The following is a 13,077-nucleotide window of genomic DNA, read 5'->3' on the forward strand; positions in this document are numbered from 1 at the left end:
ACCGGGCGCTGCCTCATGCGATTTCCGATTCAAGCAAGGCCAATGGCGCCGAGTCATGAAGGACGTTGGAGCAAGCTGGTGAATCCCCAAGCGCTGAGTTGGGGAGGAAGTCGACCGGGGAGCTGTGTGGACGGTTGTTTGGCGTCGTGCTCAAGGGACTCCGTTGGTGGAATTGCGGCCGCGTGTGCCCTCAACTGCCTTTGGATCTGCTTCGGATCTCGAGTTCTTGGGTGTGCTTCCTTTGCCGCCACCTAAGTGCCCGTGCTCATAAACTCAGTCCCGAAATGTAGGTCATTCGATCTCGTCAGTGGCATTCAGCACTGCAAGCACGGGAACAACCTGGTGCGTCCGAAGTGGCGCACGCGCTTCGCCCGGGAATCTCGAGCACGGCTTCTCAAACGATATTGACGTGCCGCATTACCTGGCCATTGCTCTCCAGTATGTGTGCTTTTTTGCAATCAAAGGATCGTCCATAGCCGGTTGGTTGACCTGGCGACCGTGGTGGCGATCTTCTTGATGAACTCGCCGATCGGGCCGGCGTTCGAGGCGCTCTGGCGCCAGGAGCTCGGCATGACCTAGGGCAACGCATCCTTTCGGATGTCCATCCTCCATTGGGTCGATGACGGCCTGCTGACGGTGTTCTTCCTCGTCGTGGGAATGGAAGTGAAGCGCGAGATGACAGTCGGTCACCTCGCAAGCCGCCGCTCCGCCGCGCCTCCGATCGCGGCTGCGCTCGGCGGCATGGTCGTGCCCGCGCTTCTCTATGCGCTCGTCGTCCCGGCGGGACCGTAGTCGCGCGGGTGGGGCGTTCCGATGGCGACCAACACTGCGTTTGCAATTGCTTGATCGCCGTGATGGGTGCTCGCGTCCCCGTCGAGCTGCGCATCTTCCTCACAGCAGCCGCTATCGTCGAGGCGCCGCAAAGCGCTGGCACGCAAATATCATAGCCCGCTGACGTTTATGTGGGGTCTTGAACATGAGGTTTTTGGATGGTTCTACCTACCGGCACGACAGTAGCAGTTGCTGACGGCGAGAGGGTCCGCCTGTTCCACAATACGGGCGTGAAATCTGGGGCGCATTTGGCCGAGATCACGGCGGCTTCGCCAACGTCCGCCCATCCGGGTTCCGGCGTGCGCCACCACACCGGCTCCGCCAACCCGGACAGTAGACAACTCGTGGAGGACGACTTCGCGGCAGCGACGGCGGCGTTCCTCAACAAGCTCAGTCTGGACGGGACCATAGGGCACCTGGTCCTTGTCTCCGACCCGGACCTTGGGGGAGATGCGCAAGCATTTTGACCGCGACCTCAAGGGCAAGATCATTGGCGAGCTCGCGGAGGACTTCACCCGGCGTCCGCTCGAGGACATCGCCTGTTTGATCGCCGATGCCTGACGCACCTCTGGAAACGGCTGCTCATGCAACTCCGTGCAGGCATAACCTAAGCGAAGTCAAAGTTGCCGACGACGACTGCTCTTGGAGGTCCGACAGGTCTTCTCCATCCGCCGCCAGGTCTCTCCGGCGGTAGCGCACTTCGCCGAATCCCTGCGCCAGAGGCAACGACAATATCGCCACGCTTCCAAACAATCCGCTTGCGCCTTCTGGTGATCGTAACCTGACAGATGGCGGCCCTAAGGAGAGGCGGCTCAACTCGCAACCCGGCGGCGCAGCACTCAAAGTGTCTAAAAGCCTGCTGCCATGATTATTGAATTTACAAAAAAAATGCCTAGTGGGGCGATGACGGTACCTTCACGTTGGTGTGGTCACGCCGTCGAATGCCGCAAAATATGAAAAATCGTCCGATTGGTCCCGATAGTTAGTGAAACCTCGAAATTTTTTTCGCAATAGTTTTCCTTTTAAAATCAATAGCGTAACTTTTTGACGGTTCTTGAGTCGGATTCTATGCGGTTGCAGGAAATATTTGACAGCAATTTCAATGGGTTAAATGTTGTTTAAACAATCGGGTGGGAAATCATGCCCGCGAAGGGCATTTATCTCACACCGAGTGGCAGCTTTGCGCCCAAACTCCGTCCTAGAGTTGCGCTTTGCCGTTGACCCAAAGCTGCCGTTCGTCGGATCATGAAATTAGAAGGCGGCGTGGCCAAGACCGTGCCCTGTTCTTCTCACGCTAAAACTGCGCAGAGGTTCAGCCTCATCGTTCGAGGCAGATCGCCACGCCCTGGCCGCCGCCGATGCAGAGTGAGGCCAGGCCTTTGCGGGCGTTGCGCCTCGTCATCTCGTGGAGCAGCGTCACCACGATGCGGCAGCCGGATCCGGCCAGCGGATGGCCGAGCGCGATGGCGCCGCCACTGATGTTGATGATCTCCTCGTTCCAGCCCATCTCGCGGTTGACCGCGATCGCCTGCGCGGCGAAGGCTTCGTTGATCTCCATAACGTCGAGGGCGGACGGCCGCCAGCCGGCCTTCTGCAGCGCAAGGCGTGACGCCGCGACGGGACCCAGCCCCATATCCATCGGCTCGACACCCGCCGAAGCATAGGACGCGATCCGGGCGAGGGGCTTTAGCCCGAGTTCGTTCATCCGTGTCTCCGCCATCACCAGCACGGCGGCGGCACCATCGTTGAGGCCGGAGGAGTTGCCGGCGGTGATTGTCCCCGCCGGGTTGAAGACCGCTTAAGCCGGCCAAGCCCTTCGAGGGTGGTCGAGGGGTTTGGATGCTCGTCCCGGTCGACGACGGCATCGCCTTGCCTGGTCTTTACGGAGACAGGCACAACCTCATCGTCGAACCTTGCCGAGCGGATGGCTGCGCCGGCTTTCTCCTGTGACCGAAGCGCGAAACGGTCCTGCTCATCGCGCGTGATCTGGTAGCGCAGCGCCAGCGACTCGACCGTGACGCCCATGTGGACTTGATGGAATGCGTCCCACAGCCCGTCGGTGATCATCGAATCCTTGACGGCCTGGTCGCCCATGCGCACGCCGCCGCGAACGCCTGGAAGGAAGTGCGGCGCCGATGTCATCGAGTCCTGTCCGCCGGATGCGCGGCAGCTTCTCCCATTGATGGAAGGGCGGCGGCGACGGCAGCAGCCATTCCAGCGTGGTCGCCCCTTCGCCCCAAGGATTGGCGCTTGCCGGGCGTCTGCGGCTGAAGGCCTCGGCAACCGCGATGAAGAAAACGATGAGCCCGGCCGTTGAGATGTAGGAACCGATCGACGAGACGAAATTCCAGCCGGCAAAAGCATCGGGATAGTCGGCGTAACGTCGCGGCATGCCCGCCATGCCCAGAAAATGCTGGGGGAAAAAGACGAGGTTGACGCCGATGAACATCAGCCAGAAATGCAGCTTGCCGAGCGTTTCGCTGTACATATAGCCGGTCATCTTCGGGAACCAGTAGTAGAAGCCGGCGAAGATCGCGAAGACCGCCCCCAAAGACAGCACATAGTGGAAGTGAGCGATCACGAAATAAGTGTCGTGGTACACGCGGTCGATGCCGGGGTTCGCAACCATGATGCCAGTGACGCCACCAATGGTGAACAGCAGGACGAAACCGAGAGCCCACATCATGGGTGTCTTGAACTCTATCGATCCTCCCCACATGGTCGCCAACCACGAAAACACCTTCACGCCGGTTGGAACGGCGATGACCATCGATGCGAAGGCGAAGTAGCGCTGCGTGTCGACCGACAGGCCGGTCGTATACATATGATGTGCCCAGACGACAAAGCCGATCGCGCCGATTGCCACCATTGCATAGGCCATGCCGATGTAGCCGAAGATCGGCTTCTTGGCGAAGGTGGAGATGACATGGCTGATGATGCCGAAACCAGGCAGGATCATGATGTAGACTTCAGGGTGGCCGAAGAACCAGAACAGATGCTGGTAGAGGATCGGATCACCGCCGCCGGACGGCGAAAAGAAGGTCGTCCCGAAGTTGCGATCGGTCAACAGCATGGTGACCGCGCCGGCGAGCACCGGCAGCGACATGAGAAGCATGAAGGCGGTGACCAGCATCGACCAAGCGAACAGAGGCATCTTGTGCATGGTCATGCCGGGTGCGCGCATGTTGAAGATGGTGGTGATGAAGTTGATCGCGCCGAGGATCGAGGAGGCCCCCGAAAGGTGGATGGACAGAATAACGAGGTCGACGGCGGGACCTGGCTGGCCCTCCGTCGAATAAGGCGGATAGAGCGTCCAGCCGCCGCCATGGCCGAGCGTACCGGGCGCTCCCGGAACGAACATCGAGGTGATGAAGAGGATGAATGACACCACCAGCAGCCAGAACGAGATGTTGTTCAAGCGGGGGAAAGCCATGTCGGGCGCGCCAATCATGATCGGCACCATCCAGTTGCCGAAGCCACCAATCAGCGCCGGCATGAGCACGAAAAAGATCATGACCAGCCCATGGGCACTGACGACGACATTGTAGACGCCCGGATCGCCAAATATCTGCAAACCCGGTTCCTGCAACTCCATGCGGATCAACACGGAAAGCGCGGTACCGAGGCACCACTGTAAGGGAGCTATTTTTGGCTGAAGCTTCTTTGCATGCGCGTCAGCTCAATGCGTGGCCGGCCAATCCATAAACCCACGGTCCGTTTTCTTCCCGGTTCAGGAATCGGCCCCCTTTGGACATGGTCGGAACGGTCTCGGCAATGCCAAGGCGGCACTGCTCGAGAAATGCGGCAAACATGCCATCCTTCTCCCGGGTATCGACTCGGGCGAAGCGCCCAGCAAGATTTACATCCGGTTGTCGATTAATTCACAGCGATGCCAACCAGGGATCCGCCAGCCTTGACGTGGCGGTTGTGACGCTCAGCCTTCGTTGTCGAGCTCCTGCAAACCATTCTGGATGGCTTCGATGAGCATCGGCGTAGAGTAGGGTTTCTGAACCCAGCCGAGTGGTCTTGCCGCTTCGGCCCGAAGCTTTACATCGCGGTCAGCGTGCGCAGTTGCAAAGATGCACCGGATACCGAAGGCCCGGTAAAGTTCCAACGCTGCGTCGATTCCGTCGCGCTTGCCAAGCAAACGGATATCCATCAAGGCAATCGTGGGCTGAGCCGAGCGCGCAATTATGATGGCCTCCTCGGCTGTGCTGGCTATCCCAGCCAACACGAAACCTGCATCGCTAAGACTGGCCTCGATATCAAGTGCAATCAGGTAGTCGTCTTCGACGATCATGATGGATGGTTTGCCGGAAACTCTCGCTTCTGCACCAGTCCCATCGTCTCTGGAGAAAACTAGCTGAGGTCTGGATGGTCGGCTCGAAACCCCCGTCCGGCTTGTCTCAACTATTGCCGTTTTTAACGTCAAAGCCGTTCTCCCCGGGAGCCTGAGAAAAAATCACGATGCAGCGAGACGGATCTCGCTCAACTTCGAAAATCCCACCAATCTGGCGCGCCAATCCCTCAACCAACCGCAAACCTGACGAGGAATGACGCTCTGCCCGCAAATCGAAACCTGGACCTTCATCCTCGACCGTCAACACCTGCTTTTGACCGTTTTGCTTGATCTCAACCCGAATGGTGCTGCTTCCCTTGGCCGCTGATCCATGTTTGACCGCATTGACCAAAAGCTCATTGACTATGAGCGCAAGCGGCATTGCGATATCGTTGGGCAATTGGATGGGATCGGCGTCGCAAACTAGTTGGACATTCGCTGGAAACATCTGCTTTGTGGTTTCGCAAATGGCCCCGACAAAAAGTGGCGCGCTGAAATTGGATGCATCTGGCGTGTCGTAGAGGACACGTTGAGCCGCAGCCATGGTCGCCACTCGTTTGCTTGCCTCACCAATTGTCTTGCGAGCCTCGGGATTTTGACTGGTCCTGGCCGCTACCGAAAGCAAGGACGTCAACATCATCATGTTGTTCTTAACGCGATGGTTGAGTTCGTTAAGCAGGATCCGCTGTTGTGTCTCAGCTTGCTTGCGCTCACTTACGTCGACCAGCATGTTGATGCCGCCGACAATTTCTCCAGCTGCATCCCGCATCGGCGTCGGATAGGGAATGAATGGGATCCGGGTGCCGTCCGGCCGCTCGGCAATCGCCTCAACTCCCCGGACCGGTCGCCCTTCACGAAGCGAAACAGCCATTGGACACTGGTCGTGAGGAAGTGGCGTTCCATCTGGCCAATAGAGCTTCCAGGTAACGCACCATTCATCACTGCCGATCACCGGCGTTCGGCCGGCGAGTTCGACCGCTGCCTCATTGAAATAGGTGATCTTGCCCTGCTGATCGGTTGTGTAGATTGCTGCAGGGATGGCGGCGAGCAAATCCTGAAGGTGACGTTCACTGTCGCGCACCTTTGCCTCCGCGACTTTCTGCTCGGTTATGTCCCGGGCAATTTTGGAGGCGCCCACGATACGGCCCGCTGCGTCTCGGACAGGCGATATTGTCAGAGAAATGTCGACTAGCGACCCATCCTTGCGGCGCCGGATTGTTTCGAAATGATCGACAATTTCGCCATTGCGTATCCGACCCAGGATGAGCGGCTCCTCCCCCAGCCGATCCGGAGGGATGATGATCGTGATGGACTTGCCGAGCACTTCCGAGGCCGAATAGCCGAACAGCCGCTCAGCCCCCCGGTTCCACGTTAAAATGACCCCATTCAAATCCTTGCTGACGATCGCGTCATGGGAAGACTCCACGATTGCTGCCAGCCTCTGAGCAGCATTTTCGCCCTTTATGCGCTGAATGCCGAAACCGAGCTGACGAGCGATGGTCCGACCCAATTCAATCTGCTCTTCCGGATACTCCTGAGGCTGGTCGAAGTAGGCCATGAACTTACCAAGGAGCCGTCCACCTTGTGTGATCGGAATGAAGTAGACCGCACCGATTCCCTCGCTGCGGATCGCCTGTTTTAATTGTTCCGGCAAGTCCGCATGCTTTGCATCGCCGACACAGATAGGCTGCGGATCTTGGCTCTCCGTCGACCAAGGCGAGTGTCCTTCCACCGCTAAGCGGTAAGTATCGGACAGGCCACGCCAAGCCACAAACTTCATGCGCCCATCTTTATCCAACAGCAATATCGAAGCACGCTGGCATTGGAGCGCACGTTGGATTGCATCGAGCGCCGGCTCATACACATCCTCTTGCGTGCGCGCATGCTGCAGCATTTCAGTGAATCGATGTATCGCACCCTGTTCCTCGGCACGTTTGGCAAGCGCCGCCTCAACCCGCTTGCGCTCGCTGATATCGTGCTGAACCCGTACAGCGTATCGAAACGACCCCTCGCAGTCATGAACACTCGACGAAGTCACAACAGCCCAAAAAACTGATCCATTCTTGCGAACAAATCGCTTCTCAAGTGTGTAGCTGTCGATTTCACCGGCCATTTGCCGTCGATACTGCTCTCGATCTGCTTCAACATCGGCCGGAAAGGTGCGGTCAAAAATCGACCGTCCAATCAGCTCATCCTGCGTGTACCCCAAAAGGGCACACAGATGGGAATTCACCCGCAGCAGTTGGCCTTCGACATTCGCTTCTACGATACCTGCGGCAGCGTTCTCATAGGTGATGGCAAGGCGCCGATCCTGTTCGCGTATAAGCTCCTGCGCCTTGATCATTTCAGTCACATCGATGGTGATGCAGCGGGTGTTGAGGAAGCGGTCAGCCACTAGGCGAACGTTGGACGTTATTTCTACCCAGCGGATCGACCCATCTTTGGCCCGCAGCCGGGCCCGGTAGTTTTTAAGTTCCTCCCGCCGGGACAGGCGGTCCAATATGTCTCCAATAGCAACCTGATCTGCGTGAAATTCGCGAATATTGCGGCCTATATATTCCTCGGCCGTGAATCCCAACATTTCCAATTCTGCGCGATTGGCACGCAGAATCGTGCCGTCTTTTCCGACGAAGTGAAGTGCGATGGCGGCATTCTCGAAAAAATCCTCAAACTCATCAGTGAGGATCGGATCGGGAAGCTGACGCTCGCGACTCCTCTCCGAGAAAGATGCCACCTCATCGACTCGAGCAGGAAGACCCCCTTGTTTCATTTGGTACCCCCGTCTCCTAAGAAGCAGTTGGAAATGCGTGAGAGGACCAAAGGTTCCACATTGACCCTTCAGTCGGCGCCAGGCGCATCAGATCCGTCAATGCCAGGTGCATCGACACCGTGGATCGCGGGCTCCGTGGGTCGCCTGGATAGGTGCAAATTCAGCAGAGGAGCTCAAAAGAAAATCGCTTGCCGCGCGCCTTTGCTAGGCCTCATTGCTGCCTCTGGGGGAAGAAGCAGGCGAATAACCTTTCTATCGTGGCTCTTTGCGAAGGTTGAGATAAGTCGCATCGAACTCAGCGGCTCGCGCCAAGCGATCCCAGTTCGTGATGGTCACCACCTTACGCTGCCAGGTGATAAGGCCAGCACGGCGCAATGCCATGAGCGTCCGATTGAGATGGACAACAGACAGTCCGATCGTATCCGCCAGCATGTTTTGCGTGACAGGGAATTCGAATGACCATTCCCGGGTCAAGCCGACGACCTCCATCCGCAGGAACATCTCGCAAATGATGTGCGCCAGGTGGGCTTCAGCGGACCGGCGCCCCAGGCAGGCAATCCATACCCTCTGAATGGCGGCATCCACCGCCAATATCGTTGTCAGCACGCGGAACAGATGCTGGTGGGTCTCAGTGATCCGACGCAGCGGATCATGGCCGATGAACGCCATGCGAGCCGGTGCCAAAGCAACGACGTTGTGGTCCATTACGTGCAACAGGAATGCATGCAGATCAACGAAGTCGCCGGGAATGTGGAGGGCCGTTATCTGGCGCCTGCCGTCGGCGAAGGTGACAGTTCTTCCCGTGATCCCCGAGACGATAACGCAGCTCTCCTTGGGTTCGGCGTGCTCCGCGACGATTTCGTCACCGACTTCGTAGTCACGTACCCGCCAGGGACCGTCCTGAAGTACTGCCCGGTCTTGATCCGTGAGAACGTCCCGTCGCTCCAGCACTTTGAACAACACCGATACGTCGACAACTGATCGGTTCGGCAGTATCGTCTCACTTGGCAAGAGTTACCTCCTCAATGTCGAGCGCCGCTCAGAAGCTCAGATCAGGCCGGATGGCGTGCCGTGCCTCGCCGCTATGCTTGGGAACTGATCACGTCGACAGCCATCAAAATCGTAGCATCATGGATAGTACCGCTGTCTAAGGGGTCGAGAGCGGCAAGCCAGACCATCCATTTCTTCGTGTGGCCGATAGCTCTGGCGTTGCCGAGCGCTCGCTCGCGATGCCCAGCACCCATTCCGGCAAGCTGCATCTCCCCTCATTCACCTAATGAACGTAAGGCTGCACGAGGCCGAAGGTTCCGCTCCACAGGAAGAAGAACGCTTCATATCTTCCCCTGGAGCGACACCTTCGCCCCAACGGCCGGACCACGATATGCATGTAAGGGACTTGGCCGGAGACCGGGGCTGCCCTCACCCCGACCGCATTACGCCTGGTTCGTCGGTATCGTCGATCGCGCCCATCGCCTTCTGGAGTGGATACCAGATCCTGAAATCCGCTCGTGGCAACGAGATAGCCGGGTTCCTCGTAAACTTCCCAAGATGTCGATCCAGACCTGAGGCGAATCCGGCAAGCATTGCTTCTTTGCTGCTCGTTTCGCCTGCCCGTCGGCCGCAGCAAGGTTCGCGAGCTCGGCGTGAATTGCCGGGTCCGCCGTGCTTTCTATGGACTCAAAACGGAATTTCGGCATTCACATCTCTCATTCTAGTTAGGGCGAAGCGCCGGCAGCCGGTTGTTGGCGGCTGTCGCTGTTCGAGCCATCGTCCGCGAGCACGGTCTTGGCGATGTATTCCTTGAGGTCGCCGACTTCCTCGCTGATCTCGTCCGCCAGTATCCCTTTGCTTTCAGCATCGGAGATACATTGATCGGCTAGCTTCTCGGCGACTATTTCGGCCGCCATTGCCGAAGGGGCATCGCTGATATGTTCATCGATCCATTCTCCGACGAAATGTGCCGTTTTATTCACCAGGAGGTCCGCGTCGCCGGCAGCAGCGGTCTTGGGATTGGCAAAAGCGGGTTTGGAATCCATTTGAGCACCACCTTCAATGTGCACCTACCAACGCGGATTTCGCACGAAGGATGCAAACACCTTGTCGAAAGTGCCGTGGGCTCGGCGATCGACCCGAGTGACTTCTTGCGCCGATTTGAACGGTGATCATTGCTGCCGAAATGGTGAGATGGAGAATGCTCGCAGGCTGCTCCTAAAACGGTCATCGAACGCCGCTTGGAATGGAACATGCGCTCCCACCACTGCTTGGCGCTCCGCCGGCATGCATTGTAGAGCTTGGCACAACGGGAACCTGCGTTGCAGTCGAAAGTTCTTGATGATGGCAACTCGCCCGATCACGAGCGTGCTCACCTCAATTGGCACGTTGACCTCTCGGCCGGCAGCATTCCTGGTGCTGCTGGCTTACGCGGCCCTTTGGCTATTTCTCGACAGGGCGAGTTTGAACTGGCACGGCGCGGCGACCCTGTTCACCTGGGCCATGACACTGTTCATTCAACGCGCAGAACATCGCGACACGCAGGCGATCCATGCCAAGCTGGATGAGATGTTGCGAACGAATAGCTCGGCATCGAACATCACCAGAATCGATGATGAGGAACCAGAGGAAATCGAAAAGCATCGCACTCGTAAACAGCAGGGCGATTGAGATGTGCCATGCGGACTCGCGGCGCTACGGGCGGGTGCGGACCCAGTGAGGTTTGGCGTAAACCGGGGAAGGCTGCTTAAGAGCCTCAAATACGTGGCCGTTGCCGTCATCGCCAGCCTGATCACGTTGCTCAGCATGAACTTGGCACCAGAGCCACGCATTTTGCGAACGCTTGTCCCGCACCGATTCGACGCGTCGGATCCCGAATTTGCAAGGAGCATGAGCAGTTATTCACAAGGACAGCTGTTCGATTCAAACGCGGTACAAACCCTTGTCAACGGAGATGAGATCTTTCCTTCAATGCTGCAGGCAATCCATGCGGCTCGGTCTACAATTGATTTCGAGACCTATATCTATTGGTCGGGGGTCGTCGGTTATGAGTTCGCGACCGCGTTGGCAACCAAAGCCCGGGAGGGTGTCGAGGTCCGTGTGCTCGTTGACTGGGTCGGCAGCCTGCCGTTCGATGAAGACCTGATCGAGATCATGACAAGCGCCGGCGTGCGGTTCCAGCGCTATAGACCTATTCATTGGTATACGTTGGATCGTGTAAACAACCGGACCCATCGCAAGCTGCTCATCGTCGACGGGCTGGTCGCGTTCACCGGCGGCGTCGGTATTGCCGACAACTGGCTCGGAAACGCCCGCAATCCAGATGAGTGGCGCGACACGCACTATCAAGTCAAAGGACCCGCAGTGTCTGCCTTCCAGGCGGCATTCGCGGAAAACTGGTTGGAGACGGCCGGCGAGACATTGCAAGGTGAGAAGTTCTACTCACCCTCCGAACCTGCGGGGTCGCTTAGCGCTCAGCTGATCCTGTCATCGCAGCCAAATGGCTCGGAGAACATGGAACTGATGATGCTGGCGGCGATCGCTGCCGCCAGGGATCATCTTCGCATCGGAATGGCCTATTTCGTGCCTGACGATATTGCCCTGCAGCAGATCTTGGACGCCAGGAAACGAGGGGTAGCAGTCGACGTGATCGTGCCCAACTGGCTCATAGACGTGCCCCTGGTCCGAAAGGGCTCGCGGTACTTCTGGGGCGACTTGCTCAAAGCTGGGGTCCGGATCTTCGAGTTCCAGCCAACGATGTATCATCCCAAACTCCTGATCGTCGACGACGTCTGGACGAGCTTTGGCTCTGCCAACCTGGACGAGCGCTCTTTGCGACTGAACGACGAAGCCACGCTGAATGTATACGGCCGGGATTTTGCCAAAACGCAGATCGACCTGTTCAGCCAGGATCTTGCGCGATCAAGGCAGATCAGTTTGGGCGAATGGGAAGCGCGCCCCCTGACCGAAAAAATATCGGACTGGCTGGCCAGCAGACTACACTCGCAACTCTAGAGCCTCTTGGTGGACGAGTCCCCGCAAACGGATACTCGTCGCTCGCGTTATCGAAGTGTCGCATCGGCGCCGTGATAGCGCGCCTGGATGCGGCATTGGCGAGACAGCACCATCGTGTGCGCGTTTAGGCAGTGCGTCGATACCGGTTGTTCGCAACCGACGGCGTGCCGGCCGCCTGCTGAAACACGGCGGAACAAACAACTAGCCGCCTCGTTTGAGCAGGGTGCCGCCCGGCGCGCTCTCAAGCAGGAGATGACGATGGCAACCAAGAAAGCTTCGCAGACAAAGGGACTTGAGGATCTCTTCCAGGATGGCTTGAAGGATATCTACTACGCTGAGCGCAAAATCCTTTCCGCCTTGAAGAAGATGGCGAAGGGAGCTGAATCCGAAAAGGTGATTGCTGCCTTTGAGAAGCATCGAGGGGAGACGGAAGGCCAGATCGAGCGCCTGCAGCAGGTGTTCGAGATCTTCGGCAAGCGGGCACAGGGAAAGACCTGCCCGGCAATCGACGGCATCATCGAAGAAGGGCAGGAGATCCTGGAGGAGTTTCAAGAGGCTCCGGCCCTGGATGCCGGGCTCGTAGCCGCCGCGCAAGCCGTCGAGCACTATGAAATCGCCCGATATGGAACGTTGATCACCTGGGCCGGTTTGCTTGGTCTGAAAAAGGCCGTTCCGCTGCTCGAACAGTCGCTCAAGGAGGAAAAGGCGACGGATGAAGCACTGACGCAACTCGGGGAGGCCGGTGTGAACGAGAGAGCTATGCAAAAGGCAGCATAGATATCCGTACTGGATCACGCCGAGGACGTGCGTCATGGATATCCGGCAAGCCGAAGTAGCGGTCTCCGGGCCTACGGCCGCGAAACAGGTGCCGGTAGATGGGATCGGCTCAGGCGAGGGTCGGCTGATCAATCATGATGGCGAGCGACTCGCTATCAGCAAGGCGGCGGACCGTTCGATTACCGCGTATTCGGCGATCTGTACCCATCTTGAGTGCATCGACGGGCGGAACCCGGTTGACCAGACATGGTCCTGCTCCTGCCACGGATGCGGCTTCGGCCAGCAAGATGTGGTTCTTTCCGGGCCGGTAACCAGACCGCTCGAGGCCCGGGTGCCGGCGCAGGCCGGACTCTAG

At 58.1% G+C, this 13,077-nt stretch carries 10 protein-coding genes and 4 pseudogenes; 6 read left to right on the plus strand and 8 right to left on the minus strand.

Going from position 1 to position 13,077, the window contains the following annotated elements; translation table 11 throughout:
- Positions 1-597 precede the first annotated feature (597 nt).
- Positions 598-792: a Na+/H+ antiporter NhaA gene (locus FJ940_RS28600; protein WP_210239747.1), complete on the plus strand. Its 195-nt coding sequence runs from the start codon at positions 598-600 to the stop codon at positions 790-792.
- Between the two features lie 197 nt (positions 793-989).
- Positions 990-1,392: pseudogene (locus FJ940_RS11955) on the plus strand (host attachment protein).
- 757 nt (positions 1,393-2,149) lie between these two features.
- On the opposite strand, the gene FJ940_RS28725 reads toward FJ940_RS11955, so the two are convergent.
- The 8 genes and pseudogenes from FJ940_RS28725 to FJ940_RS11995 form a co-directional block, all read right to left on the minus strand.
- The gene (locus tag FJ940_RS28725) at positions 2,150-2,536 is read right to left on the minus strand and encodes a hypothetical protein (RefSeq protein WP_246671023.1); all 387 of its coding nucleotides are present in this window, start codon (positions 2,534-2,536) and stop codon (positions 2,150-2,152) included.
- A 146-nt stretch (positions 2,537-2,682) separates the two neighbouring features.
- Positions 2,683-2,973 (minus strand): annotated as a pseudogene (locus FJ940_RS28730) (acetyl-CoA C-acetyltransferase); the annotation flags it as partial.
- A gap of 13 nt (positions 2,974-2,986) precedes the next feature.
- Positions 2,987-4,456 (minus strand): annotated as a pseudogene (ctaD, locus tag FJ940_RS11965) (cytochrome c oxidase subunit I); the annotation flags it as partial.
- A 49-nt stretch (positions 4,457-4,505) separates the two neighbouring features.
- A pseudogene (locus FJ940_RS11970) lies at positions 4,506-4,691 on the minus strand (GNAT family N-acetyltransferase); the annotation flags it as partial.
- 74 nt (positions 4,692-4,765) lie between these two features.
- Positions 4,766-5,131 (minus strand): response regulator, encoded by a 366-nt coding sequence (locus tag FJ940_RS11975; protein WP_140518341.1) that lies wholly within the window; start codon positions 5,129-5,131, stop codon positions 4,766-4,768.
- A gap of 106 nt (positions 5,132-5,237) precedes the next feature.
- Positions 5,238-7,940, minus strand: coding sequence for a PAS domain S-box protein (locus tag FJ940_RS11980; protein WP_140656645.1), 2,703 nt, complete (start codon positions 7,938-7,940; stop codon positions 5,238-5,240).
- A gap of 252 nt (positions 7,941-8,192) precedes the next feature.
- Positions 8,193-8,951, minus strand: coding sequence for a Crp/Fnr family transcriptional regulator (locus FJ940_RS11985; protein ID WP_140518343.1), 759 nt, complete (start codon positions 8,949-8,951; stop codon positions 8,193-8,195).
- A gap of 704 nt (positions 8,952-9,655) precedes the next feature.
- Complete coding sequence (locus FJ940_RS11995; RefSeq protein ID WP_140656646.1) at positions 9,656-9,976, minus strand: DUF768 domain-containing protein; 321 nt, start codon at positions 9,974-9,976, stop codon at positions 9,656-9,658.
- Between the two features lie 298 nt (positions 9,977-10,274).
- On the opposite strand from FJ940_RS11995, the gene FJ940_RS12000 reads away from it, so the two are divergent.
- The 4 genes from FJ940_RS12000 (at position 10,275) to FJ940_RS12015 (ending at position 13,077) form a co-directional block, all read left to right on the plus strand.
- On the plus strand, positions 10,275-10,601 hold the full coding sequence (locus tag FJ940_RS12000; protein ID WP_140632143.1) for a low affinity iron permease family protein: 327 nt from the start codon (positions 10,275-10,277) through the stop codon (positions 10,599-10,601).
- Positions 10,602-10,694: 93 nt separating this feature from the next.
- Positions 10,695-11,945, plus strand: coding sequence for a phospholipase D-like domain-containing protein (locus FJ940_RS12005; RefSeq protein WP_246672554.1), 1,251 nt, complete (start codon positions 10,695-10,697; stop codon positions 11,943-11,945).
- Between the two features lie 258 nt (positions 11,946-12,203).
- Positions 12,204-12,722: a ferritin-like domain-containing protein gene (locus FJ940_RS12010; protein ID WP_140518325.1), complete on the plus strand. Its 519-nt coding sequence runs from the start codon at positions 12,204-12,206 to the stop codon at positions 12,720-12,722.
- A 34-nt stretch (positions 12,723-12,756) separates the two neighbouring features.
- Positions 12,757-13,077 (plus strand): Rieske 2Fe-2S domain-containing protein, encoded by a 321-nt coding sequence (locus FJ940_RS12015; protein ID WP_140656647.1) that lies wholly within the window; start codon positions 12,757-12,759, stop codon positions 13,075-13,077.

The organism is Mesorhizobium sp. B2-3-7 (assembly GCF_006442695.1).
GTDB lineage: Bacteria > Pseudomonadota > Alphaproteobacteria > Rhizobiales > Rhizobiaceae > Mesorhizobium.

What these genes read in the sequence shown, in the direction of transcription:
- FJ940_RS28600 (WP_210239747.1), top strand. Translation starts at nt 598, where the DNA reads ATGTCCATCCTCCATTGGGTCGATGACGGCCTGCTGACGGTGTTCTTC.
- FJ940_RS28725 (WP_246671023.1), bottom strand. Translation starts at nt 2,536, where the DNA reads ATGAACGAACTCGGGCTAAAGCCCCTCGCCCGGATCGCGTCCTATGCT.
- FJ940_RS11975 (WP_140518341.1), bottom strand. Translation starts at nt 5,131, where the DNA reads ATGATCGTCGAAGACGACTACCTGATTGCACTTGATATCGAGGCCAGT.
- FJ940_RS11980 (WP_140656645.1), bottom strand. Translation starts at nt 7,940, where the DNA reads ATGAAACAAGGGGGTCTTCCTGCTCGAGTCGATGAGGTGGCATCTTTC.
- FJ940_RS11995 (WP_140656646.1), bottom strand. Translation starts at nt 9,976, where the DNA reads ATGGATTCCAAACCCGCTTTTGCCAATCCCAAGACCGCTGCTGCCGGC.
- FJ940_RS12000 (WP_140632143.1), top strand. Translation starts at nt 10,275, where the DNA reads ATGGCAACTCGCCCGATCACGAGCGTGCTCACCTCAATTGGCACGTTG.
- FJ940_RS12010 (WP_140518325.1), top strand. Translation starts at nt 12,204, where the DNA reads ATGGCAACCAAGAAAGCTTCGCAGACAAAGGGACTTGAGGATCTCTTC.
- FJ940_RS12015 (WP_140656647.1), top strand. Translation starts at nt 12,757, where the DNA reads ATGGATATCCGGCAAGCCGAAGTAGCGGTCTCCGGGCCTACGGCCGCG.